Annotated in this window: 16 protein-coding genes; 9 read left to right on the top strand and 7 right to left on the bottom strand. The window is 72.7% G+C overall.

The features are described 5' to 3' along the window. The first annotated feature begins 31 nt into the window (after window positions 1-31). From pepN (IE145_RS18910) to IE145_RS18925, 4 genes are all read left to right on the top strand, one after another. Window positions 32-2623: an aminopeptidase N gene (gene pepN / locus IE145_RS18910; protein ID WP_189526407.1), complete on the top strand. Its 2592-nt coding sequence runs from the start codon at window positions 32-34 to the stop codon at window positions 2621-2623. A 270-nt stretch (window positions 2624-2893) separates the two neighbouring features. Beyond that, window positions 2894-3961: a hypothetical protein gene (locus tag IE145_RS18915; RefSeq protein WP_189526409.1), complete on the top strand. Its 1068-nt coding sequence runs from the start codon at window positions 2894-2896 to the stop codon at window positions 3959-3961. Between the two features lie 331 nt (window positions 3962-4292). Further along, window positions 4293-7601 carry a S8 family serine peptidase gene (locus IE145_RS18920; RefSeq protein WP_189526411.1) on the top strand — a complete coding sequence of 1103 codons (3309 nt, stop codon included), beginning with the start codon at window positions 4293-4295 and terminating at the stop codon, window positions 7599-7601. A gap of 255 nt (window positions 7602-7856) precedes the next feature. Next, window positions 7857-8885, top strand: a complete 1029-nt coding sequence (locus tag IE145_RS18925; protein WP_189526412.1) for an aspartate-semialdehyde dehydrogenase — start codon at window positions 7857-7859, stop codon at window positions 8883-8885. 82 nt (window positions 8886-8967) lie between these two features. Here IE145_RS18925 and IE145_RS18930 read toward each other — a convergent pair whose 3' ends face one another. Continuing rightward, a complete protein-coding gene (locus IE145_RS18930) occupies window positions 8968-9468 on the bottom strand; it encodes a DUF1203 domain-containing protein (protein WP_189526414.1) in 501 nt (166 codons plus the stop codon). Window positions 9469-9592: 124 nt separating this feature from the next. Here IE145_RS18930 and pepN (IE145_RS18935) point away from each other — a divergent pair, with 124 nt between their 5' ends. Then, a complete protein-coding gene (gene pepN, locus IE145_RS18935) occupies window positions 9593-12169 on the top strand; it encodes an aminopeptidase N (protein ID WP_189526416.1) in 2577 nt (858 codons plus the stop codon). 284 nt (window positions 12170-12453) lie between these two features. Then, window positions 12454-12999 (top strand): hypothetical protein, encoded by a 546-nt coding sequence (locus IE145_RS18940; protein WP_189526418.1) that lies wholly within the window; start codon window positions 12454-12456, stop codon window positions 12997-12999. A gap of 138 nt (window positions 13000-13137) precedes the next feature. Here the strand turns inward: IE145_RS18940 and alc are convergent, their stop codons facing one another. From alc to IE145_RS18965, 5 genes are all read right to left on the bottom strand, one after another. Then, window positions 13138-14292 (bottom strand): allantoicase, encoded by a 1155-nt coding sequence (gene alc / locus IE145_RS18945; protein WP_189526420.1) that lies wholly within the window; start codon window positions 14290-14292, stop codon window positions 13138-13140. Between the two features lie 65 nt (window positions 14293-14357). Further along, window positions 14358-15266, bottom strand: a complete 909-nt coding sequence (locus IE145_RS18950; RefSeq protein WP_189526422.1) for a LysR family transcriptional regulator — start codon at window positions 15264-15266, stop codon at window positions 14358-14360. Between the two features lie 204 nt (window positions 15267-15470). Beyond that, the gene (locus IE145_RS18955; protein ID WP_434744485.1) at window positions 15471-15701 is read right to left on the bottom strand and encodes a hypothetical protein; all 231 of its coding nucleotides are present in this window, start codon (window positions 15699-15701) and stop codon (window positions 15471-15473) included. Window positions 15702-15721: 20 nt separating this feature from the next. Continuing rightward, window positions 15722-17941, bottom strand: coding sequence for a 4-alpha-glucanotransferase (malQ, locus tag IE145_RS18960; protein WP_189526424.1), 2220 nt, complete (start codon window positions 17939-17941; stop codon window positions 15722-15724). Beyond that, entirely contained in the window at window positions 17942-18253 is a 312-nt protein-coding gene (locus IE145_RS18965; protein WP_189526426.1) for a hypothetical protein, read from the bottom strand. Between the two features lie 307 nt (window positions 18254-18560). Between IE145_RS18965 and IE145_RS18970 the strand changes: the two genes are divergently transcribed. Then, entirely contained in the window at window positions 18561-21551 is a 2991-nt protein-coding gene (locus IE145_RS18970) for a glycoside hydrolase family 84 protein (RefSeq protein ID WP_189526428.1), read from the top strand. 50 nt (window positions 21552-21601) lie between these two features. Here IE145_RS18970 and IE145_RS18975 read toward each other — a convergent pair whose 3' ends face one another. Further along, a complete protein-coding gene (locus IE145_RS18975; RefSeq protein WP_006124472.1) occupies window positions 21602-22138 on the bottom strand; it encodes an HNH endonuclease in 537 nt (178 codons plus the stop codon). A 314-nt stretch (window positions 22139-22452) separates the two neighbouring features. Here IE145_RS18975 and IE145_RS18980 point away from each other — a divergent pair, with 314 nt between their 5' ends. Together IE145_RS18980 and IE145_RS18985 are read left to right on the top strand one after the other, a co-directional pair. After that, window positions 22453-23520 (top strand): mechanosensitive ion channel family protein, encoded by a 1068-nt coding sequence (locus IE145_RS18980; RefSeq protein ID WP_189526430.1) that lies wholly within the window; start codon window positions 22453-22455, stop codon window positions 23518-23520. A gap of 181 nt (window positions 23521-23701) precedes the next feature. Continuing rightward, window positions 23702-24907, top strand: a complete 1206-nt coding sequence (locus IE145_RS18985; protein WP_189526432.1) for an ROK family transcriptional regulator — start codon at window positions 23702-23704, stop codon at window positions 24905-24907. Window positions 24908-24961 lie beyond the last annotated feature (54 nt).

Here is a 24961-nt window from a genome sequence, read left to right on the forward strand (position 1 = left end):
GACACAAAACGCGCGTCACGAAGGAGTGCCCGTGCCCGGTGAAAACCTGTCCCGCGACGAGGCCCAGAAGAGGGCCGAGCTGCTGACCGTCGACGGATACGAGGTCGCGCTCGACCTGCGGTCCGCCGTCGGGGAGCCCGAGGGGACCGGCGGGGACGGCGGTCCGCTGACGTTCCGGTCACTCACCACGATCCGGTTCCGCTCCGCCCGGGCCGGCGCGTCGACCTTCGCCGACCTGGTCGCGCCGGGTGTGGACGCCGTGACGCTGAACGGGAACGCCCTGGACCCGGCCGTCGTGTTCGACGGTGCCCGGGTGGCCCTGGACGGGCTGCTGGAGGGCGAGAACGTCCTCGTGGTCGACGCCCGCTGCGCGTACAGCCGGACCGGCGAGGGCATGCACCGCTTCGTCGACCCGGAGGACGGCGAGGTCTACCTCTACACGCAGTACGAGCCGGCCGACGCCCGCCGCGTCTTCGCCAATTTCGAACAGCCCGACCTGAAGGCCCCCTACCGCTTCCAGGTCACCGCGCCCGAGGGCTGGCGGGTCTGGTCCAACGGGGCCGAGGAGTCGCGGGAGGGCGGGGTGTGGCGGTTCGCGGAGACCAAGCCGATCTCCACCTACATCACCGCCGTAGTCGCCGGTCCGTACCACTACGTGAGTGACCACTACAGCCGTACGTTCGCCGACGGCACCACGCTGGACATCCCGCTCGGCGCGATGTGCCGCAAGGGGCTGGCCAAGCACTTCGACGCGGACGACGTCTTCCTGATCACCAAGCAGGGCCTGGACTTCTTCCACGACAACTTCGACTTCCCCTACCCCTTCGGCAAGTACGACCAGGCCTTCGTGCCCGAGTACAACCTCGGGGCCATGGAGAACCCGGGCATGGTCACCTTCCGCGAGGAGTACATCTACCGCGGCAAGGTCACCTCGGCGGCCTACGAGCGGCGGGCCAACGTCATCCTCCACGAGATGGCGCACATGTGGTTCGGCGACCTGGTCACCATGGAGTGGTGGGACGACCTGTGGCTGAAGGAGTCCTTCGCGGACTTCATGGGCTCCTTCTCGATGGTGGAGTCGACCCGGTTCACCAACGGCTGGATCACCTTCGCCAACAACCGCAAGGCCTGGGCCTACCGCGCCGACCAGCTGCCCTCCACGCACCCCATCACGGCCGACATCCGTGACCTGGAGGACGCCAAGCTGAACTTCGACGGGATCACGTACGCCAAGGGCGCCTCCGTGCTGAAGCAGCTCGTGGCGTACGTGGGGCGGGAGGCATTCCTCGAAGGCGCGCGGCGCTATTTCAAGCAGCACGCGTACGGCAACACCCGGCTCGGGGACCTGCTGTCGGTGCTGGCCGAGACCTCGGGCCGGGACATGACCGCCTGGTCGCGCTCCTGGCTCCAGACGGCGGGCGTCAACACGCTCACCCCGGTGCCCGTGTACGACGCGGCGGGCGTCCTCACCGAGCTGGCCGTCGTCCAGGAGGCCGCCGCCTCGCACCCCGAGCTGCGCCCGCACCGCGTCGCGGTCGGCCTGTACCGGCGTACGCCCGAGGGTGAGCTGACCCGGTACGCGCGCGCCGAGGTGGACGTGGCCGGCGAGCGGACCGTGGTCGAGGCGCTGGCCGGCTCCGAGCGGCCCGATCTGATCCTGGTCAACGACGACGACCTCACCTATTGCAAGGTCCGCTTCGACGAGGGGTCGCTGGCCACGCTCCGCGACCACCTCGGCGGGATCACGGACCCGCTGGCCCGTGCCCTGTGCTGGTCGGCCCTGTGGGGTCTGACCCGGGACGCCGTTCTCCCGGCCCGTGACTTCGTCGCGCTCGTGCTGGCGCACGCCGGGCGCGAGAGCGACATCGGCGTCCTGCAGATGCTGCACGCCTGGGCGCAGTCCGCGCTGGTCAACTACGTCGCCCCCGACTGGCGCGAGGAGGGCGGCCGGGCGCTGGGCGAGGGCGCGCTGCGCGAGCTGCGGGCCGCCGAGCCGGGCAGCGAGCACCAGCTGGCCTGGGCCCGCTTCTTCGCCGCGGTCGCCTCGTCGGAGGAGGACTTCCAGCTGCTGGGCGGGCTGCTGGACGGCACGGCCCGGATCGACGGTCTCGACGTCGAGCAGGAGCTGCGCTGGGCCTTCCTCTCGCCGCTCGCCTCGCACGGGGTGGCGAACGAGGCGGCCATCGACTCCGAACTGGCCCGCGACGACACGGCGTCCGGCAAGCGCCACCACGTACGGTGCCTGGCCTCGCGGCCGTCGGAGGCGGTGAAGGCGCAGGCGTGGGCGGCGGTCGTGGAGTCGGACAAGCTGTCCAACGCGCTGGTCGAGGCGACCATCGCGGGCTTCGAGCAGTCTTCGCAGCGGGAGCTGCTGGCCCCGTACACCACGCGTTACTTCGAGGTGATCGAGCGGATCTGGGCGGAGCGGTCGATCCAGATCGGCATGCATGTGGTGCGGGGGATGTTCCCCGGTCTCCAGGACAGCCCCGCGACCCTCGCGGCGGCCGACGACTGGCTCGGCGAGCACGAGGACGCGGCTCCGGCGCTCCGGCGGCTGGTGCTGGAGGCCCGGGACGATCTCGCGCGGGCGCTGCGTGGGCAGGAGTGCGACCGGGCCGCGTAGGCGGGAGGGCGTGACCCGGGGAGGGCGTGACCCGGGGGGGCGCTCGGGCCGCGTGAGCGGGAGGGCGTGACCGGGGGGCGCTCGGGCGGAGCGTGCGTGCGGCGTGAAAGCGGCGCTCGTACACCCGCCCGGTGCGCCCCTCCCCGATTCCCGGCGCGACGGCCCTTATCGGTTGTCGAACGTCCGTACTTTAGGACGGCGTTGTCCGGGAATGTCAACGGGCCTGTAACAGGGGTTAGGACCCCCTTCGGGGGCGGGAAACCCCGGGACATGACCCAGAACACCCCGCTCTCCGCCCGCCTCCCGCGTCTCCCCCTTCACCCCGACGATGTGACGCAGCGTGTCCTGTCCGCCGCCCAGTTGAGGGCACGGGGCGTGTCCGCCGCACAGACGTCGGCGCAGTGCCTGCCCGGCGGCCCCTGGCAGCACCTGCTGCCCGGGGTCTATCTGCTGCACCCGGGCCCGCCCACCGGCCAGGAGCGGCTGCACGGGGCGCTGCTGTACGCGGGGCGTCCGCCGGTCTCCGCGCGGCGGACCGCGGCGGGCGCCGCGGACGCGGGGTACGGGGAGGCGATGGTCACCGGGGTCGCCGCGCTCGCGCTGCACGGCTTCGCCTCGGCCGGGGAGCTGGGCGCGCTGCACCGGATCGACGTACTGGTCCCCCGTACCCGGCGGTTGCGGTCCACCCGGTTCGTGGAGGTGCTGCGGACCGCCTCGATGCCGGGCCCGGTGCGGGTGGGCGAGGTGCCCGTCGCTCCGGTGGAGCGGGCACTGGCGGACGCGGTGGCGGCCACGGCGGACGCGGCGGACGTCCGGCGGCTGCTGACCGAGGCGGTACGAGACGGTCACTGCGAACCAGCGGCAGTGGTACGTGAGTTGAGCGAGGCGAAGCTGCTGGGGCGGCCCGCCGTGGTGGGTGCGGTGGACGCGCTGCTGGCCGAGGGGCGGGCGGTGGCGGAGGCGCGGCTGTACGCGATGGTGCGCGAGCACGGGCTGCCGGAGCCGGTGTGGAACGTGGAGCTGCGGCTGCCGGGCGGACCGGTCCTCGGCGGGGTCGACGCCTACTGGCCCGATCACGCGGTGGCGGTGGAGCTGGACTCCCGGGCGCCCCGGCACGGCGCGCCCGGGCGGCGGGGCCATCGGGCGCAGGCGGACCCGCAGTGGTCCGCGTACGCCGCGAAGCGGGAGCATCTGGAGCGCCTCGGGATCACGGTCGTCCACCTCACGCCGAGGAAACTGCGCGAGGCACTCGACCAGCAGGCGACGGTGGTACGGACGGCGCTGATGGCGGCGGCGGACCGGGAGCCGGCCGCGTACGTGATGGTGCTGCCTCGCTGAGCGGGTGCGAGGGGCTGCCGCCATGAGTGGTCGCGAGCGGCTGCCGTCATGAGCGGGCGCGCGGGGCTGCCGCACTGAGGGGTCGCGAGGGTGTTGCCGTACCTCGTGGAGGGCAGCGGTCTCGGCTGCTGGTCCGGACCACGTGGCTCGAAATCGCCTATCCAGAGGTCACTTTCACCTCATTCGTCCCTGGTGGCGCATTGCCCTCAGTGGCGGATCCATGCCATGTCGCCAACTCGTCTCCGTCAACTCTCCACAAACCTCTGTCATTTACGACAGGGTGAGCGGTCATCCGGTACCGAATTCCGGACTCTCTCTTTCACTAACAGGGATGCTGATGACCAAGGAATCCCCCAGTTCCATACCGGGCGCGAGACGAGCGGCCCGCATAGCGGCCGCGGCGGGCCTCGTGGCCGCTCTCACCGCCACCGGTGCCGCTCCGGTGTTCGCCGCCGACGACCCGGCTCCGGCCCCCGTCAAACCGGCCGCCACGAGCGACCGGGGCGACAAGCTCGGCAAGGCCGACGCCGACGTCCTGGCGAAGGCCGAGGCCAAGGGCGAGAAGAACATCACCATGATGGTCGCCACCACCCCCGGGGCGACCGAGCAGGTCAGCAAGAAGCTGGACGCCGTCGAGGGCTCCGTGCTCGGCCAGACCTACGACAAGCTCGGCTATGTCCGGGCGACGGTTCCGACGAAGAGCGCCGAGTCCACCATCAAGGCGGCCTCCAAGCTCTCCTCCGTGCTCGGCATCGATCTCAAGCAGGAGATCGAGCTGGACGACCCGACGCCCAAGGGCGACCGGGCCGCCGGGGCCAAGCAGACGAAGGCGACGGGCAGTTACGCGGCGCCGAACAAGAAGACCCCGGCGAAGAACCCGTACAACCCGTCGTTCGAGACCGGTGCGGTCGACTTCGTCAAGAAGAACCCGAAGGCCGACGGCCGCGGGATCACCATCGGCATCCTGGACTCCGGCGTCGACCTCGGTCACCCGGCGCTGAGGAAGACCACCACCGGCGAGCGCAAGATCGTCGACTGGGTGACCGCCACCGACCCGGTGAGCGACGGCGACGGCACCTGGCTGCGGATGAGCGAGTCGGTCAGCGGCCCGACGTTCACGGCCGGCGGCAAGACGTACGCGGCCCCCACGGGCAGCTACAAGTTCGCCACGTTCGCCGAGTCGGCCACCACCGGCGGCGACATGGCGGGCGACCTCAACCGCGACGGTGACACCACCGACGTCTGGGGCGTGCTGTACGACCCGGTCACCGGCACCACGCGGGTCGACCTGAACAGCAACGCGGACTTCTCCGACGACAAGGTCCTCAAGCCGTACAAGGAGAAGTTCCAGGTCTCCTACTTCGGCGAGGACGACCCGCGGACCCCGGTCGTCGAGCGCATCCCGTTCGTCGTCGAGACCCGCAAGGGCGTCACCTACAACGCGGCCGGCGCCAAGGCCGACTTCGTCAACATCGGTGTCATCGAGGGCTCGCACGGCACGCACGTCGCGGGCATCACCGCGGCCAACGGGCTGTTCGGCGGCGAGATGAACGGTGCCGCCCCCGGCGCCAAGATCGTCTCCTCGCGCGCCTGCACCTGGTCCGGCGGCTGCACCAACATCGCGCTGACCGAGGGCATGATCGACCTCGTCGTCAACCGCGGCGTCGACATCGTCAACATGTCGATCGGCGGCCTGCCGCCGCTGAACGACGGCAACAACGCGCGCGCCGAGCTGTACAAGCGGCTCGTCGACATCTACGGCGTCCAGCTGGTCATCTCGGCCGGCAACAGCGGCCCGGGGCTCAACACGATCGGCGACCCGTCGCTCGCCGACCACGTGATCTCGGTCGGCGCGTCGATCTCCAAGGAGACCTGGGCGGCCAACTACGGCTCCCACGTCACCAAGAAGTACGACATGCTGCCCTTCTCCTCGCGCGGTCCGCGTGAGGACGGCGGCTTCACGCCGATCATCTCGGCGCCGGGTGCCTCCATCAACACCACCCAGACCTGGGCGCCGGGCGGTCCGGTCAAGGAGGCGGGTTACGACCTGCCGGCCGGCTACTCCATGCTCCAGGGCACCTCGATGGCCTCCCCGCAGGCCGCGGGCGCTGCCGCGCTGCTGCTGTCGAAGGCGAAGCAGAAGGGCATCGAGCTTCCCCCGGCCGACCTGCGTGTGGCGCTGACCAGCACCGCCGGCCACATCAAGGACGTGCCCGCGCACGTCCAGGGCTCCGGTCTGATCAACATCGTCAAGGCCTGGAAGCAGATCGCCAAGCAGGGCAAGCCCGCCCACGAGTTCTCGGTGAAGGCCCCGGTCGACACCGCGATCGACTTCGCGCTCAAGGACCCGGGCTTCGGCACCGGCCTCTACGACCGCGAGGGCGGCCTGAAGGTCGGCGAGTCCAAGGTCTACGACGTCGTCGTCACCCGCACCACGGGCCCGGACCGCGACGTCCAGCACAAGCTGACGTGGAAGAACAACGACGGCACCTTCGAGCTCAGCAGCCCCCGGTACGTCTCGCTGCCGCTCGACAAGCCGGTCAAGCTGAAGGTCAGGGCCAAGGCCAAGACCGCCGGGGTGCACAGCGCCATCCTCCGGGTCGACGACAAGAAGACCTCCGGCGTCGACCACCAGATCATGACCACGGTCGTCGTCGCCCACGACCTGAAGCAGCCCGGCTACGCCTACAAGACGTCCGGCTCGGTGCAGCGCAACGGCACCACGTCGTACTTCGTGAACGTGCCGGAGGGCGCGAAGACCCTTGAGGTCGCCCTCAGCGCGCTGCGGTCGGGCAGCCAGACCCGGTTCATCGCCCTGCACCCGTACGGGACGCCGGTCGACCCGACCTCCACGATCAACTGCTACCCGAACTACGAGAACCCGGCCAACACCTGCCGCCCGGACACGCGCTCCTACAAGGACCCGCAGCCCGGCGTCTGGGAGATCGAGGTCGAGTCGCGCCGTACGTCGCCGCTGCTGGACAACCCGTACAAGCTGGATGTCTCGCTGCTCGGCGCGGTCTTCGACCCGGCGGTGCGCACCATCGCCGAGGCGAAGATCGGCGCCCCGGCCGCGGTGGACTGGACGGTCACCAACACCGCCGCCGCCCTCCAGGGCAAGCTCCAGGGCGGTTCGCTCGGCTCGGCCAAGGTGGCCAAGCCGTCGATCTCCACCGGTGAGACCCGTGAGACCACGGTGACCATCGGGTCGGGCGTCGAGAAGCTCGACTTCGCCATCGGCGGTACGTCGGACGCCAACGCCGACCTCGACCTGTACGTCTTCCGGGGCGCCACGCAGGTCGGCAGCGCCACCTCCGCCGGTTCCGAGGAGGCGGTCAGCCTGGTGAAGCCCGCCGCGGGCACGTACACGGTGATCGTCGAGGGCTACTCGGTCCCGGCCGGGTCGACCACGTACGACTACCGCGACGTGTACTACGCGGCGTCGCTCGGCACGATCAAGGTCGACTCCACCAAGGCGGTGAACCTGGCCAACGGTGCCTCCGCCCAGGTCGGCGCCGAGGTCGTGGTCGCCGGGGCGGCCCCCGAGGGCCGTCAGTTCTTCGGTGAGGTCCAGCTGGTCAACGCGCGCGGCACCGCCGCGGGCACCGGCAGCGTCGTGATCGAGAAGGTCACGCCGTAACGGATCCCTGCGATACGACGGCGGGGCGGGCGCTCTCACGAGCACCCGCCCCGCTGTGCGTGTTCCTCGTCACAGTCCGCGGGGGCCGCCGCAGATGTTTTCCCACGCGGGCAAGGCCATGGCAGATTCTGCGGTCCTCGCGGGAAGAGTCCGCAGGTCGGACAATGGATTGGACAAGGCAGGCCGGGACATACGCATCATGGTGCGGCATACGGACCGCACAGACGCACAGGTGTACAGAACAGAGGAGTCCTCGTGAAGGTCGGAATCGTCGGCGCCACCGGTCAGGTCGGCACAGTCATGCTCAGCATCCTGGCCGAGCGCAACTTCCCGGTCGACGAGCTGCGGCTGTTCGCCTCCGCCCGGTCCGCGGGTTCCACGATCGACTTCCAGGGATCCGCCGTCACCGTCGAGGACGCCTCCACGGCCGACTACACGGGCCTGGACATCGTGCTGTTCTCCGCCGGCGGCGCGACCTCGAAGGCGCTGGCCGAGAAGGTCGCCTCCCAGGGCGCCGTGGTGATCGACAACTCCTCCGCCTGGCGCAAGGACCCCGAGGTCCCGCTCGTCGTCTCCGAGGTCAACCCGCACGCGGCGAAGGTCCGCCCCAAGGGGATCATCGCCAACCCGAACTGCACCACGATGGCCGCGATGCCGGTGCTGCGCCCGCTGCACGACGAGGCCGGCCTCGAAGCGCTGACCGTCGCCACCTACCAGGCCGTCTCCGGTTCCGGGCTCGCCGGGGTCTCCGAGCTGCACGGCCAGACCGCCAAGGTCGTCGCCGACGCCGAGAGGCTGGTCCACGACGGCGAGGCCGTGGACTTCCCCGAGCCCGGTGTCTACAAGCGCCCGATCGCCTTCAACGTGCTGCCGCTGGCCGGCTCGATCGTGGACGACGGCTCGTTCGAGACGGACGAGGAGCAGAAGCTCCGCAACGAGTCCCGCAAGATCCTGGAGATCCCGGAGCTGAAGGTCTCCGGCACCTGTGTCCGGGTCCCGGTCTTCACGGGCCACTCGCTCCAGATCCACGCCCGCTTCGCCCGCCCGATCGGCGTCGAGCGCGCCTACGAGCTGCTGAAGGACGCCGAGGGCGTCGAGCTGTCCGAGATCCCGACCCCGCTCCAGGCGGCGGGCAAGGACGCCTCCTACGTCGGCCGCATCCGGGTGGACGAGACGGTGGACCACGGCCTCGCGCTGTTCGTCTCCAACGACAACCTCCGCAAGGGCGCGGCGCTGAACACCGTGCAGATCGCGGAGCTGGTGGCGGCCGAGCTGAAGGGCTGACGCACGGCCCTCGCACCGCGTGCGCGCACGGGAAGGGGCGGCCGCCGGGCACACCGGCGGCCGCCCCTTCCCCATGCCCGCCTCAGGGCCGCCGCACCTCGAAGTGGAAGCACCCGTACTCCACCGCACGCACATGCACCAGCGCCACCTCCGGGTCCGCGAACGCCTCGTCCAGGGCCGCGTCGAACCCCTTCGCCTCCTCGGCCGGGATCTCCAGCAGCCGTCCGCCCCCGATGTGACCCCGGGCGTCGTAGCGGCGGACCGTACGCAGGGCGCCGGGGCGCGAGAACGGGTAGCCCTCGCGCTCCGGGTCCGGGCCCGCGCACGCCTCGGCGTGGATGAAGACCGGGCCCTGCTCGTCGTACGCCCCCGGGCTCGCCCCGGTCTCGGCGGCCCAGCGGCGCAGCGGGGCGTAGGAGACGAGGGCGATGCGCTCACCCGGCTCGCTGCCGCGCAGGCAGCAGCGCAGGGGGTGGCCGCCCTCGTCGGCGGCGAACGGCATGCAGGGGTGGCCCGCGTCGTCGGTGGCGCGGAGTTCGCCGAGGGCGGCGGGATCGATGGGGCGGGGCTGGTATCCGGTCATGGTTCGAGCCTGCCCCCCGAGGCCGTCCGCGTCCGGCGGAAAACGGACATCGCGCTGGGAGCCCGGCACGTGGAAGGATGGCCGGAAAGCCGCATATCAAGTCGCACACCTAGGAGATGACCGCGTGCCTGGCACGAATCTGACCCGCGAAGAGGCACAGGAGCGGGCGCGCCTGCTGACCGTGGACGCGTACGAGATCGATCTCGACCTCTCCGGAGCGCAGGAGGGCGGCACCTACCGGTCCGTGACCACCGTGCGCTTCGACTCCGCGGAGGCCGGTGCGGAGACCTTCATCGACCTGGTCGCCCCGGCCGTCCACGAGGCCGTGCTCAACGGTGAGGCGCTGGACGTCGCCGCCGTGTTCCGTGACTCCCGGATCGCCCTGGCCGGGCTGCGCGAGGGCGCCAACGAGCTGAAGGTCGTCGCCGACTGCTCGTACACCAACACCGGCGAGGGCCTGCACCGGTTCGTCGACCCGGTCGACGAGCAGGCCTACCTGTACACGCAGTTCGAGGTCCCCGACGCCCGCCGGGTGTTCGCCTCGTTCGAGCAGCCGGACCTGAAGGCGACCTTCCAGTTCACCGTGAAGGCCCCCTCCGGCTGGACGGTCATCTCGAACTCGCCGACGCCGGAGCCGAAGGACGACGTCTGGACGTTCGAGCCGACGCCCCGCATCTCCACGTACATCACGGCCCTCATCGCCGGCCCGTACCACTCGGTGCACAGCACGTACGAGAAGGACGGCCAGACCGTCCCGCTCGGCATCTACTGCCGCCCCTCGCTGGCGGAGTACCTGGACGCGGACGACATCTTCGCCGTGACCCGGCAGGGCTTCGAGTGGTTCCAGGAGAAGTTCGACTACGCCTACCCGTTCGCCAAGTACGACCAGCTCTTCGTCCCGGAGTTCAACGCGGGCGCGATGGAGAACGCGGGCGCGGTCACCATCCGCGACCAGTACGTCTTCCGCTCCAAGGTGACGGACGCGGCGTACGAGGTCCGCGCCGAGACGATCCTGCACGAGCTGGCCCACATGTGGTTCGGCGACCTCGTGACGATGGAGTGGTGGAACGACCTCTGGCTGAACGAGTCGTTCGCCACCTACACCTCGATCGCCTGCCAGGCGGACGCGGCCGGCTCGAAGTGGCCGCACTCCTGGACCACGTTCGCCAACTCCATGAAGACCTGGGCGTACCGGCAGGACCAGCTGCCCTCCACGCACCCGATCATGGCGGACATCAGCGACCTGGACGACGTCCTCGTCAACTTCGACGGGATCACGTACGCCAAGGGCGCCTCGGTGCTCAAGCAGCTCGTGGCGTACGTCGGCAAGGACGCGTTCTTCGAGGGTGTGCAGGCGTACTTCAAGGCGCACGCCTTCGGCAACACCCGCCTCTCCGACCTGCTGGGCGCGCTGGAGGAGACCTCCGGACGCGATCTGAAGACCTGGTCGAAGGCGTGGCTGGAGACGGCCGGGATCAACATCCTGCGCCCGGAGATCGAGACCGACGAGAACGGCGTCGTCACCTCCTTCACCGTGCTCCAGGAGGCCCCGGCGCTGCCCGCCGGCGCCAAGGGCGAGCCGACGCTGCGCCCGCACCGGATCGCCATCGGCGCGTACGATCTCGACGCCGACGGCAAGCTCGTGCGCACCGACCGGATCGAGCTGGACGTCGACGGCGAGCGCACCGACGTGCCCGCCCTGGTGGGCAGGGCCCGCCCGGCGGTCGTCCTGCTCAACGACGACGACCTGTCGTACGCGAAGGTCCGCCTGGACGCCGAGTCGCTGCGGGTCGTCACCGAGCACCTGGGCGACTTCGCCGAGTCGCTGCCCCGCGCCCTGAGCTGGGCCTCGGCGTGGGACATGACGCGCGACGGCGAGCTGGCGACCCGCGACTACCTCTCGCTGGTGCTCTCGGGCATCGGCAAGGAGTCGGACATCGGCGTCGTCCAGTCGCTGCACCGCCAGGTGAAGCTGGCGCTCGACCTGTACGCGGCCCCGGAGACCCGTCAGGCCGCGCTCAACCAGTGGACGGAAGCGACGCTGGCGCACCTGCAGGCGGCCGAGCCGGGCAGCGACCACCAGCTGGCGTGGGCCCGCGCCTTCGCGGCCACGGCCCGCAACCCGCAGCAACTGGACCTGCTCCAGTCGCTGCTGGACGGCACCGAGTCGATCGAGGGCCTGGCCGTCGACACCGAGCTGCGGTGGGCGTTCGTGCAGCGGCTGGCCGCGGCCGGGCTGCTGGACGAGGAGGAGATCGCCGCCGAGTACGAGCGCGACAAGACCGCCGCGGGTGAGCGTCACGCGGCGTCCGCGCGGGCGGCCCAGCCGTCCGAGGAGGCCAAGGCCCAGGCGTGGGCCGCGGTCGTGGAATCCGGCGAGCTGCCCAACTCCCTCCAGGAGGCGGTCATCAGCGGCTTCGTCCAGCCGGACCAGCGTGAGCTGCTGGCCCCGTACACGGAGAAGTACTTCGCCTCGGTGAAGGAGGTCTCGGACTCGCGCAGCCACGAGATGGCCCAGCAGATCATCGTGGGCCTCTACCCGGCCCTCCAGGTCTCCAAGGAGACCCTGGACGCCACCGACGCCTGGCTGGACTCGGCCGAGCCGAGCGCGGCCCTGCGCCGGCTGATGTCGGAGTCGCGGTCCGGTGTGGAGCGCGCCCTGAAGGCCCAGGCGGCGGACGCGGCGGCGGCCACGGCCTGACCCGTACACCCCCAGGGGCGTCTGCTTCGCCGCGGCGGATTCGTCGCGGCCAAGGGGGCGCCCCTTCGGCGTGCGGTCACGGGCGTCGGCCGGGGTGCGGGCCGCCCGGCTCGGGAGGGCGCCCCTTCGGCGTGCGGTCGCGGGCCGGGCCGCCCGTGCGCTCGCGCGTTCGCCGTACGCCATGACGCTTTTGCCGTACGCCCGCGCGCGGGTGGGTCTCCCGTGGCCTACGGTCCGAAGGGTCGTCGCATGATGCTTCGGCCGCGGGCCACGGGAGGGTTCGGATGCCCGGCTTCGCCGCCGTGCCGGTCGCGCTGGCCCTGTGCGCGGGTCTGCTGACAGGTCCCTCCCCCGCGCCTGCCACCGCCGCGTCTCCCGCCGCCGACTGCCGGGCCGGTCCGGCGGACTGCTACGACCTCTACACGTACGGCTACACCCTGGGGCTGCACCCGTTCACCGGGCCGGACGCCGTGCGGCGGCAGCTGACCCGCCACTTCTGGCTCTTCCCGGTCAGCGGCGGGTGTGCGGGGCGGATCCGGGCGGGGGCGCGCTGCGAGCTGCTGGGCGGCAACCCGGTCGAGGTCGAGCACATCGGGGACGACTTCTTCCAGATCAACACGTTGCCGGGCCACCAGCTGGGCCGGGGCATGCACATCCGCTTCGCGTTCTCGCGGACCCTCGGCTTCCACACCATGACGGTCCGGGCCTGGCAGGACCGGCCCACCGACTGCACGGGCGAGGCCTTCTGCAACGGGGTGAACCGGGCGTTCGCCTGGGTGACCTGGCGGGTGCTGGCCAAGACGCTGCGCTTCACGGCGTACGCGGCCTGAGCCGCCGGGCCGCCGGGTCCGTTGGGTCCGCCGGGTCCGTTGGGTCCGCCGGGTCCGTTGGAAGCCGCCCGGCGGGCGGGCGCTGGTGCGCAACCGTCCGCCGGGCGGGGACCGGGGGCCGCCGGGAGGTTCTACGGGTTACGCGCCCGACTCCTCGTAGCGGCGGGTCAGCTCGGCCGCGCCGGACTCCGTGAGGGTGCCGTGCAGCCGCATCCGGGCCACGCCGCCGTCGGGGAAGGCGTCCAGGCGGACGTGGGTGACGACGGCCTGGGCGCGCAGCACGAAGCGGTGCGGGGTGTCGGGCTGGAGGCGGGTGCGCGGGAGGATCTCGAACCACTCGCCGGTGTCGCCGTTGCGGCCCTGGAGGGCGATCCAGCCGGCGGAGTTGCCCTTGAGGTAGGCGGTGTCGATCTCGATCGCGCGGACCGCGCCCTGGGCGGGGAGGCGGAAGCGCACCCAGTCGTTGGTGTCGCGGACCCTGCGGCGGCGGTTCTCCCAGCCGTCGTCCATCTTGCGGGAGGTGCCCGGCAGGATGATCTGGGTGGGCGAGGAGTAGAAGCGGTCGGACGCGTCCTCGCAGGTACCGCCGTTGAGGACCGAGATCAGGTCGACGGTGCCGAGCGCGGCGAGCCAGGCCGGGTCCGGGACGACCTCGCCGTGCACGCGGAGGCGGGCGATGCCGCCGTCGGGGTGCTGGCAGAGGCGGAGGTGGGTGTAGCGGCGGCCGCTCGTGATCTCGAAGGCGTTGGCGGCGTGGCCGCGTACGGGGGTGGGCGGGAGGATCTCCTCCCACTTCACGTCGTCGGCGAGCAGGTGCCCGGGGCCCGGGGCGCCCTCGACGGAGGCGGCCTGCACGGATACGCGCTGCGGGTAGTTGCCGCGGAAGTGAGCGGTGTCCACGACCAGGCCGCGGATGATCCCGGGGGCGCCGAGGCGGACGATCGCCCAGTCGTGGTCCTCGGGGGCGGGGAAGGGGTGGTCGGCGTCCGCGCCGCGGCGGCGGCGGGTCTCCCAGCCGTCCATGATCTTGCCCTTGTGCCCGAAGTGCTCGGGGTCGAAGACGGCGCGCTCGCGGATCAGCAGGTTCTCGCGTTCGGCGAAGAACTCGTCGTTGGCGGCGATCACGCCCGCGCCCAGGCGGCGGTCGGCGAGGTCGACCAGCTCGGTGAAGGCGAGGTCACCCGCCTCGCGGTAGTCGGCGTACGGGTCGCCGCCGCCGTAGGGCGCGGCGTCATTGGCATGGGGGTCGGTGTCGGGGTTCTGGAATGTCGTCTCGCTCGCGTCGAAGGTCATGTCTCCTACCTTCGCCGCAACGGACACATCAGGTCCATCGAAAGTTTTCGCAGATATCTTTCAGCTCAGCTGAACGATCGAGCGGTTTCGGTGAGCGCCGCGAGGACCCGCGCCACCGCCGGTCCGCTCTCCGCCCCGTGCCGGAGTGCCGCCACCACGTGGCGGCGCGGCCGGTCCGCCTCCAGCACCCGCATCACCACGCCCTCGCGGCGCTCCCTGGCGGCCATCCGGGGGACCAGCGCCACTCCCATGCCCGCCTCGACCAGGGCGAGGATCGCGGTCCAGCCGGCGGCGCTGTGGGCCTGCTCGGGGACGAAGCCCGCCGCCTCGCAGGCGGCGGTGGTGATCTCGGACCAGGGTCCGGAGCCGCCGAAGATCCAGCGGTCGGCGGCCAGGTCCGCGAGGCGCAGTCCGGGCGCGCCGGCCAGCGGGTGGCCGGCCGGGAGGGCGACGTCGAGCGGGTCGGCGAGCAGCGGGAAGAGGCTGAAGCGGGGATCGCGGGCGGTGGGCGCGTGGGCGGCCAGCGAGAGGGCGAGGTCCACCTCGCCCGCGGTGAGCAGCTCGTACGCCTGGGCGGCCTCGGCCTCCCGGACGCGTACGTCGGGCCCCGGGCGGTCCCCGGCGCGCAGCAGCCGGACGGCGGGGACGACGAGGGCGGGCACGGCGGTGGAGAACGCGGCGACCCTGACCTCTCCGGCCTCGCCGCGCAGATAGCCGGTCAGTTCGGCCTCGGCCCGCTCCAGCTGGGCGAAGACCGCCTCGGCGTGGCGCAGGACGAGGTGGGCGGCGTCGGTGAGGCGAACGCGGCGGCCCTGGGCCTCCAGGAGGTCCACGCCGAGCTGCTTGGCCAGGTTCGTGAGCTGCTGGGAGACCGCGGAGGGGGTCATCAGGAGCGCCTCGGCGGTCGCCGTGACCGTGCCCCGGTCGCGCAGGGTGCGCAGGATGCGGAGCTTCTTGACGTCCCACTCGGTCATGGGCGCAACCTACCGGCCCGGCGCGGGCGGAGCGGTACGGAACCGGGGCGGACCGTCCGCGGCCGCACGCGGCACGGGCGGGGCCGTCCGGGACCGCACGCACGGGTGCGCCGCGCGGTGGTTCTCACCGGCGGCGCACCCGTCGAGCGTGCTGTACGTGTCGTACGCGAGTCGAGCGTTCTGTACGTGTCGTACGTGAGCGGGTCAGACCTGCTTCTTGGACTTGTCCAGGACCATCACCAGGGCCGTGATCACCACGAACAGGCCGATGGGCGCGACCACGTAGAGACCGATGGTCTCGATCGCGCTCAGGCGCGGAGCCGGGTCGTCACCGTCGTCGGGCGTGAGCGCGAGCGCCGGGGCCGACATGAGCAGCATCATCAGCGTCGTCCCGGCCGCAACGACGCCGGCGCGCATAGCGTTCTTCTTGTCCACGGTGCAAACGTAGCGAACGCCTACGGGAGGCGCTCGCCCGGGGGTGCCGTACGGGGCTTTCGGGGCCCGAGGACCTCCATCAGCGCGTGCAGCCGGGGCGAGGCGGTGATCTCCTCCAGGGTGACCGGATGGCCCTCGGGGTCGGCGATCGGGAGCCGCCAGTTGGGGTACTGGTCCCAGGTGCCGGGGAGATTCTGCGGGCGGCGGTCGCCCACGGTGTCGGGGAGCCAGACGCCGGTCATCCGGGCGGGGGTGCGGCGCAGGAAGCGGTGGACGGCCCGGACGGCGGCCTCCTCGTCGCCGTCGCCCTCGGGGAGCATCCGCAGCCGGGCCAGGAGGGCCAGCCACTCGGCGGTGTCGGTGGTGTCCTCGGTCAGCTCCTCCTCCAGGGAGCGGGTGAGCAGACCGAGGCGGTGGCGCAGCGTCACATGATCGCCGGTCAGCCGGGCGGCGGTGGACGGCAGATCGTGGGTGGTGGCGGTGGCCAGGCAGTCTTGGCGCCACTCCTCCGGGGCGAGGGGCCGGCCGTCGCCCTCCCAGTCGCGCTCGAACCAGAGCACCGAGGTGCCGAGCACCCCGCGCCGGGCGAGCGCCTCGCGGACCCCGGGGGCGACGGTGCCGAGGTCCTCACCGACGACGGCGGCCCCGGCCCGGTGGGCCTCCAGGACGAGGACGGCGAGCATGGCCTCGGCGTCGTACGCGACGTACGTGCCGTCGGTGGGCGGGCGGCCCTCGGGGACCCACCAGAGCCGGAAGAGCCCCATCACGTGGTCGATGCGCAGGGCTCCCGCGTGGGCCAGCAGTCCGCGCAGCAGGCCCCGGTAGGCGGCGTAACCGGTGGCGGCGAGGACGTCGGGGCGCCAGGGCGGCAGGCCCCAGTCCTGGCCGCGGGCGTTGAACGCGTCGGGGGGCGCGCCGACCGAGATGCCGTGGGCGAAGGCCTCCTGCTGGGACCAGGTGTCGGCGCCGGCCGGATGCACGCCGACGGCGAGGTCGTGGACGATGCCGACGCCCATCCCGGCGTCCTCGGCGGCCCGCTGGGCGGCGGCGAGCTGGCCGGCGGTCAGCCAGGCGAGGCGGCAGTGGAAGTCGACCCGGTCCAGCAGCTCGGAGCGGGCGCGGGAGGTGCCCGGGGAGCGGGGGTCGCGCAGGGCCTCGGGCCAGGTGTGCCAGTCGGGGCCGTGGACCTCGGCGAGGGCGCACCACAGGGCGTGGTCCTCCAGCGCCTGCCCCTGCTCGGCCAGGAAGTCGCAGTAGTCGGCGCGGCGGCCGGGGGTGAGGGGCACTCGGACGACCAGCTCCAGGGCCTGGCGCTTCAGCTCCCAGACGGCGTCCCGGTCGATCAGGGCGCCCTTGTTCAGCACGGCCTCGCTGAGCGCGGCGGCGTCCTGCCGGAGGTCGTCCAGGGTGGCCCGGTCGCGGACGTGGCCGTATTCGGGGATCGACTCGATGTGCAGGTGGACCGGGTCGGGGAAGCGGCGCGAGGAGGGGCGGTACGGGGAGGGGTCGGTGGGCTTCCCGGGAACGGCCGCGTGCAACGGGTTGACCTGCACGAACCCGGAGCCGACGCTGCGCCCGGCCCAGATGGCGAGGTCGGCCAAGTCCCCGAGGTCGCCCATGCCCCAGGAGCGGGCGGAGAGCAGGGAGTAGAGCTGCACCAGGAAGCCGTGGGTGCGCTCGGGCGGCTGCGGCACACGGGGCGGGGCGGCGACGAGGGTGGCGGTGGCCCGGCGGTTGTCCGGCGTACGGACGTGGATGCGGTGGACGCCGTGGGGCGGCGCAATCCACCAGGCGGGGGTGAGGCCCTCGGCGGCCGTCCCGCCCGACGCCGGAGCGGCCCCGCCCGGGGCGTCCGGGGCCGGAACGGCCCCCTCGCCGGCGGCCGGGGCCGGGGCCGCCGCCCGGGCCCGCATGCTCAGCGGGGCGGGCGGGCGGCCCGCAGGGCGTCCCGGGGGGTCGGACGGCTCCGGCTCGACCGTGACGGTCGAGCCGGGGGGCAGGCCGGCCAGAGCGGGCGGCAGGGGCTCGCCGGCCCAGACCACCACGGTCGGCGGCAGCAGGCGCGAGCGGGACTCCGCGGCGGCGAGGCACTTCCGTACGTCCGCCGGAGTGCCGGCGTCGACGCCCAGCGCGGCGAGCACGGCGATGACCGTGTCGTCGGGGACGGACACCGTGACATCCGGCGACGGGGAGTAGGAGGTGGCGACACCGTGCAGTGCGGCGAGCCGGGACAAGCCCATTCAGACTCCTGGGAACTCCATGCCCCCCGCGGTGCCGGGTGCGGTCGGCTCGCTGGTCAGTGGGGCGACGGCGGCGAGCGGCGGCTCGCTCGTGAGAGGTGTGGCATCGGCGAGCGGCGGCTCGCTGGTCAGCGGCGCGGAATCGGCGAACGAGGATTCACCGAGCAGCAGGGGGACTTCGGCGAGCGGCGGCCCGCTGATCAGGTGGGCGACGTCGGACAGGGGAAGTTCGCTGGTCAGGGGCCCGGACGCGGGCTGGGTGGGCACCTGTTTGGAGAGGGCGGAGAGCAGAAGCTGCGCAGCTGCGGGCATGGTGGCCTCCTGGCCATGGGGAACAGGACACAGCAGACCTACCCAGGCCTCGCCCCGGCAGACGTGGACGTGATGTAGGCGTTATGACAACGAGCACAACGTGCTCTGGGTCACACTCCGTTCCCCCGCACGGCAGGTATGGGCCGTTTTCAGCCACTCCCGCCCGTCACACCAGTCCCACAGGACCCGAGGTGTCACGATTTCCGGCAATTCCGGCAGAACGGCCAAGCGCATTGACACCCTTGCGCCCGGGTGGTGGGCTCGGAGCCCGCCAGCGGCAGTGGTGACGTACGGAAGGGGACGCGACGTGCGGATCGGGCGCAGAAGGCAGGCGACGGCCGTGGCCGCCGCCGTGATCGGCGGACTCCTCGGATCCGTCGCCGTCGCTCCGTCGGCGGCGGCCGCCCCCGCCGTCCCCGGCGATCCCGGCAGGTCCGTCGCCGACCGTGCCGACCGTGCGCGGACGCCGTCCGTGTGGCCCCGCCCGCAGAGCATGAGGACCACCGGGTCCGCCGTACCGCTCGGCTCCGAGGCCACGCTCGTCGCCGCGCCGGACGCCGATCCGTACGCCGTCGAACAGGCGCGCTCGCTGCTGCGCTCGGCGGGCGTCCGGACCCTGCACGAGAGCCTGCCGGGCCGTGGCCCCGTGGTCCGGCTCGGCGGCTCGGGGGCGGGCGAGGCGCTGCGGGCGCTGCGCGCCCCCGAACGGGCCGATCTGCCGTCGGGCGGCTACCGGCTCGCGGTCGGCGAGGTCGCCGGGCGGGCCACCGTCGCGCTGGAGGGGCTCGGCGGGGACGGCCTGTTCCACGCCGTCCAGACCCTGCGCCAACTGGTCGTCGGCGGATCGGTGGCCGGGGTGACCGTCCGGGACTGGCCGGGAACCGCCGTACGCGGCATGGCCGAGGGGTTCTACGGACAGCCGTGGACCCGCGAGGAGCGGCTCGCCCAGATCTCCTTCATGGGCCGCACCAAGCAGAACCGCTATCTCTACGCGCCGGGTGACGACCCCTACCGGCTGGCGCGCTGGCGCGAGCCCTATCCCGCGGACACGCGGGCCGACTTCCGGGCGCTGGCCGAGCGGGCGCGCGCCGAGCACGTCACGCTCGGCTGGGCCGTCTCCCCCGGTCAGGCGATGTGCATGGCGTCCGACCAGGACGTCAGGGCGCTGACCAGGAAGATCGACGCCATGTGGGCGCTGGGCGTCCGGGTCTTCCAGCTCCAGTTCCAGGACGTCAGCTACAGCGAGTGGCACTGCGATCTGGACGCCGAGACCTTCGGCAGCGGCCCGAAGGCGGCGGCCCGCGCCCAGGCCCGGGTGGCGGGCGCCCTCGCCCGGCATCTGGCCGAACGGCACCCGGACGGGGCTCCGCTGTCCGTGCTGCCGACGGAGTTCTACCAGGACGGGGCCACCGACTACCGCACCGCGCTGGCGGCCGAGCTGGACGATCGGGTGCAGGTGGCCTGGACGGGCGTCGGGGTGGTCCCGAAGAAGATCACCGGGGGTGAACTGGCCGGGGCACGCGCCGCGTTCCGCCACCCGCTGGTGACGATGGACAACTACCCGGTCAACGACTACGCCCAGGACCGCATCTTCCTCGGTCCGTACACCGGCCGGGACCCGGCCGTGGCGAGCGGTTCGGCGGTGCTGCTGGCCAACGCGATGGAGCAGCCGTCCGCCTCCCGGATTCCCCTCTTCACCGCCGCCGACTTCGCCTGGAACCCCAAGGCCTACGATCCCGCCGCGTCCTGGCGGGCCGCGATCGACGATCTGGCGGGCGGGGACGCGACCGCCCGGGACGCGCTGCTGGCCCTGGCCGGGAACAGCGCGGGCTCGGTGCTCGGCGCGGAGGAGTCCGCCTACCTCCAGCCCCTGTTCGACGCCTTCTGGAGCACCCGCGCCGACGCCGCCCGCCGCGACCGGGCGGCGAAGGAGCTGCGGGCCGCGTTCTCCGTGATGCGGCAGGCCCCCGAGCGGCTGAAGACCCCCGCGGAGGGCCGGCTGACCGACGAGGTGCGTCCCTGGACCGAGCAGCTGGCCCGTTACGGCCGGGCCGGTGAGCTGGCGGTTGACCTGCTCCAGGCCCAGGCCGCCGGGGACGGCGCCGCCGCCTGGCGCATCCAGCTGGCCCTGGAGCCGCTGCGCGAGGAGATCAGGGCGGGCCGGGCCACCGTCGGCAAGGGGGTGCTGGACCCGTTCCTGGACAGGGCGGCGAAGGTGGCCGCCGGGTGGAACGGCACCGACCGCGCCTCGGGCCGGGTCACCAAGGACGCCCGCAGCTATACGGTCCGGCTGGACGCGGCCCGCCCGGTGGAGGCCGTCACGGCGCTCGCCGAGCCCGGGCACGCCCTCGCCGACGCGGTCGTGGAGGCCCATGTGCCCGGTGAGGGGTGGCGTCCGCTCGGGCGGCTCTCGCCGAGCGGCTTCACCCAGACCGAGGCGAAGGGGCTGCGCGCCGACGCCGTACGGGTCACCGTGCCGGAGGCCGCCGGGAGCGCCCGGCCGCCGTATCTCAGCCCGACCCTGCCCGCCGCCCCCGCGGTCGTGGCGGGGGCCCCGCAGGTGCGGGCCCTGGTGCCGTGGTTCGGCGACGAGCCCGCGGCCACGCTCGACCTGAAGCACGGCGAGACCGACGCGGAGATCGGCGGCGAACCCCAGCGGGTCGCGGCACGGCTGGCGGGCCGGCGTCCGGCCGAGGTCAAGGGCAGGCTCACCGCCAAGGCCCCGAAGGGCATCGAGGTGCGGGTCCCGAAGCAGACGACCGTGCCGCGCGGATCGCGTACGGAGGTGCCCGTCGACATCACCGTCCCGAAGGACACCCCGGCGGGCGAGTACGAGGTGCCGCTGGCCTTCGGCGGCCAGGAGTCGACGCTGACCGTGCGGGCCTTCCCGCGTACGGGCGGCCCGGATCTGGCGCGTACGGCGAAGGCCTCCTCGTCCGGCGACGAGACCCCGGACTTCCCCGCGTCGGCGGCCACCGACGGCGATCCGGAGACCCGGTGGTCCTCGCCGGCGGAGGACGGCGCCTGGTGGCAGACCGAGCTGGCGAAGCCGGTGCGGCTGGGCCAGGTGGTGCTGAGCTGGCAGGACGCGTACGCCTCCCGCTACCGCATACAGGTCTCCGCCGACGGCCGCGTCTGGCGCACCGCCGCGACCGTGACGGAGGGCCGGGGCGGCCGCGAGTCGGTCCGGATGGACGCGAAGGACACCCGGTTCGTCCGGGTGCAGGGCGAGCGCCGGGCCACGGAGTACGGCTACTCCCTCTGGTCGGTGGAGGCGTACGCGGTCGCGGACGACTGAGCCGTACCGGGGCAGCCGACCGGACGACCGGGGACGACGAAGGCCCGGTCTCAGGCGGACACGCCGTCGATCCGGGCCATCACGTCGTCCGCGCCGAACGGTTGCAGATACGGCAGCCAGCGCGGGTCGCGGTGTCCGGTCCCGATGATCCGCCAGGCCAGGCCGGTCGGCGGGGCGGGCTGATGGCGCAGCCGCCAGCCGAGCTCGGGCAGATGGCGGTCGGCCTTGACGTGGTTGCAGCGGCGGCAGGCCGCCACCACGTTGTCCCAGGCGTGCTGTCCGCCGCGGCTGCGCGGAATGACATGGTCGACGCTGGTCGCGGCGGCCCCGCAGTACATGCAGCGCCCGCCGTCCCGGGCGAACAGCGCCCGGCGGGTGAGCGGGACGGGGCCCCGGTAGGGCACCCGGACGAAGCGCTTGAGCCGGACCACACTGGGTGCGGGCACGGCACGGGTGGCACTGTGCAGAAAGGCGCCGGACTCCTCAAGACAGATGGCCTTGTTCTCGAGGACGAGGACGAGCGCGCGGCGGAGCGGTACGACGCCGAGCGGCTCGTACGACGCGTTGAGAACCAGGACGTGCGGCACGGTGGATGCCTCCTTGTACGCCGGCGGCGCGTGGCTCGCGCCGGGACGATCCGATCTCAGTCTCTCCTCATGCCTGGTCAAAGCGCCACCACGTACGGGTAACGGGCCGGGAGGATTTTCCTCACCCCGGGCTCCGCGCACCGTCCCGCGGCGTCGAACAGGCGGCTCACCAGGGCGGCCGTCCGTGCTGTGCGATCGGCCACAGCACAGGTGTTCCCGGTGAGACCCGTCTCTCCTCCCGCGACGGCAACGATCCACTCCCCCGGCTTCGTTAATGTTATTGACCAGCCGTCGTCCCCCTGGAGGTCCTCGTCGTGTCCCTGTCCGCCCTCTTGGCCGCAGCCCCGTCTCCCGAGCCGGTCGGCTCGCTGGGCGACGCCGCCGAGCAGGCCGGGAACGCCGCGGGCTGGGTCGAGGAGAACTGGTCCACCTGGCTGAGCACCGGTTTGCGCATCCTGCTGATCGTCGCCGTGGCGATCACACTGCGCTATCTGATCCGGCGTGCCCTGACCAACCTGATAGACCGGATGAACCGCAGCGCCCAGGCCGTGGAGGGCACGGCGCTGGGCGGGCTGCTGGTGAACGCCGAGCGAAGACGCCAGCGGTCGGAGGCGATCGGCTCGGTGCTGCGCTCGGTGGCCTCGTTCCTGATCATGAGCACGGCCGCCCTGATGATCCTGGGCGCCTTCAAGATCAACCTGGCGCCGCTGCTGGCCTCGGCCGGTGTCGCGGGTGTGGCGCTCGGCTTCGGCGCCCGCAACCTGGTCACGGACTTCCTCTCCGGCGTCTTCATGATCCTGGAGGACCAGTACGGGGTCGGCGACACGATCGACGCGGGCGTGGCCTCCGGCGAGGTCATCGAGGTGGGGCTGCGCGTCACCAAGCTGCGCGGCGAGAACGGTGCGATCTGGTACATCCGCAACGGCGAGGTGAAGCGGATCGGCAACCTCAGCCAGGGCTGGTCCACGGCCGGGGTCGACGTCACGGTGCGCCCGACCGAGGACCTGGAGCAGGTCCGCAAGGCGATCACCGCGGCGGCCGAGAGCATGAGCAAACAGGAGCCCTGGTCGGAGCAGCTGTGGGGCCCGGTCGAGGTGCTCGGCCTGGACGAGGTGCTGCTGGACTCGATGACGGTCCGGGTGACCGCGAAGACGATGCCGGGCAAGTCGGTCGGCGTGGAACGCGAACTGCGCTGGCGCATCAAGCAGGCGCTGGACGACGCGGGCATCCGGATGGTCGGCACCCTGCCGCTCCAGGACGACGGCGGGAGCTCGGCCGACCCGGCGGCGGGCGTCGCCGCTCCTTCCGCGTATGCGTCCGCCGTCTCCCCGCAGTCCCTGGCGGCGGCACCGATCCCCCCGCCCAGCCTGAACAAGCAGTAGGAGCCGGCCAGGCACCCGTAACGCCGCGCGTCAGCCGGAGAAGAGGCGCTCCACCGGATCGGTGGGGCGCCTCTTGACGTGTCGGCGACCCGCGCCTTACGGTCCTCCCTGAATAGGAAAGTTTCCTAACAGAGTCCGCGCGGATCCGGCGCAGCTCCTCACAGAGGCGGGTGCATCCACGATGACGGGAACGACCCCGGGCACCCCCCGGGTACTGCGGGCCATGAACGACCGGGCCGCCCTCGATCTGCTGCTGGAGCACGGGCCGCTCTCCCGGACCCGGATCGGCAAGCTGACCGGGCTCTCCAAGCCCACCGCGTCCCAGCTGCTGGCCCGGCTGGAGGCGGCGGGGCTCGTCGTCGCCACCGGGACCAGCGAGGGGCGCCCCGGGCCCAGCGCGCAGCTCTACACGGTGAACCCGCGCGCCGCCCATGTCGCCGGGCTCGACGTGAACGGGCAGCGCATCGTCGCCGCCGTCGCGGACGTGACCGGGGCGACCGTCGGGCAGTTCGAGCTGGCCACCCCGGGGCGGCGCGCCGACAGCGTGGTGCGGCAGGTCGCCGACGCGCTGGACGGGGCGGTGAAGGACGCGGGGCTGACCCGTGCGGACATCCACCGGATCGTCATCGGCACCCCGGGCGCGTTCGATCCGGGCACCGGGCGGCTGCGGTACGCCTCGCACCTGCCCGGCTGGCACTCCCCCACCCTGCTGGACGAGCTGGCCGCGTTCCTGCCGATGCCGGTGGAGTACGAGAACGACGTCAACCTCGTCGCCGTCGCCGAGCAGCGCCTCGGCGCGGCCCGCGGCCACGAGGACTTCGTGCTGCTGTGGAACGAGGAGGGCCTCGGCGCCGCCCTCGTCATCAACGGCCGGCTGCACCGCGGCTTCACGGGCGGCGCGGGCGAGGTCGGCTTCCTGCCGGTGCCGGGCACCCCGCTGGTCCGGCAGGTCGTCAAGGCCAACAGCGGCGGCTTCCAGGAGCTGGCGGGCGCCCAGGCGGTGCCCCGGCTCGCGAAGGCGCTGGGCATCGGCACCCCGCAGCAGCCGTACGCGAAGGTCGCCGCCGAACTGCTGGCGCGGGCGGCCGGCGCGTACGAGGAGGACGAGGCGCTCACCGAGCTGCTGCGCCAGTACGCCCAGCGGCTCGCCACCGGCCTCGCCTCCGTCACCGCCGTCCTGGACCCCGGGCTGATCGTGCTCTCCGGCGGGGCGGTCGCGGCGGGCGGCGAGGTCCTGCGCTCCCTGATCCAGTCCGAGCTGGCCGAACTGGCCGCCTCCCGGCCGCGTCTGGTGGTCGGCGAGATCGACCGCACCCCCGTCCTGCGCGGCGCCCTGGAGCGGGCGCTCGCCGACACCCGCGACGAAGTGTTCGACACCTCGCGCTGAGCCCGTCCCCCTCTTCCCGTCCCCGTTCTTCCCGTCCCCTGCCGTCTGCTCTCT

Origin of the sequence: Streptomyces sindenensis, from assembly GCF_014649035.1 — a bacterium.
Lineage (GTDB): Bacteria > Actinomycetota > Actinomycetes > Streptomycetales > Streptomycetaceae > Streptomyces > Streptomyces sindenensis.

What these genes read in the sequence shown, in the direction of transcription:
- IE145_RS18915 (WP_189526409.1), top strand. Translation starts at nt 2,894, where the DNA reads ATGACCCAGAACACCCCGCTCTCCGCCCGCCTCCCGCGTCTCCCCCTT.
- IE145_RS18920 (WP_189526411.1), top strand. Translation starts at nt 4,293, where the DNA reads ATGCTGATGACCAAGGAATCCCCCAGTTCCATACCGGGCGCGAGACGA.
- IE145_RS18930 (WP_189526414.1), bottom strand. Translation starts at nt 9,468, where the DNA reads ATGACCGGATACCAGCCCCGCCCCATCGATCCCGCCGCCCTCGGCGAA.
- IE145_RS18940 (WP_189526418.1), top strand. Translation starts at nt 12,454, where the DNA reads ATGCCCGGCTTCGCCGCCGTGCCGGTCGCGCTGGCCCTGTGCGCGGGT.
- alc (WP_189526420.1), bottom strand. Translation starts at nt 14,292, where the DNA reads ATGACCTTCGACGCGAGCGAGACGACATTCCAGAACCCCGACACCGAC.
- IE145_RS18950 (WP_189526422.1), bottom strand. Translation starts at nt 15,266, where the DNA reads ATGACCGAGTGGGACGTCAAGAAGCTCCGCATCCTGCGCACCCTGCGC.
- malQ (WP_189526424.1), bottom strand. Translation starts at nt 17,941, where the DNA reads ATGGGCTTGTCCCGGCTCGCCGCACTGCACGGTGTCGCCACCTCCTAC.
- IE145_RS18965 (WP_189526426.1), bottom strand. Translation starts at nt 18,253, where the DNA reads ATGCCCGCAGCTGCGCAGCTTCTGCTCTCCGCCCTCTCCAAACAGGTG.
- IE145_RS18985 (WP_189526432.1), top strand. Translation starts at nt 23,702, where the DNA reads ATGACGGGAACGACCCCGGGCACCCCCCGGGTACTGCGGGCCATGAAC.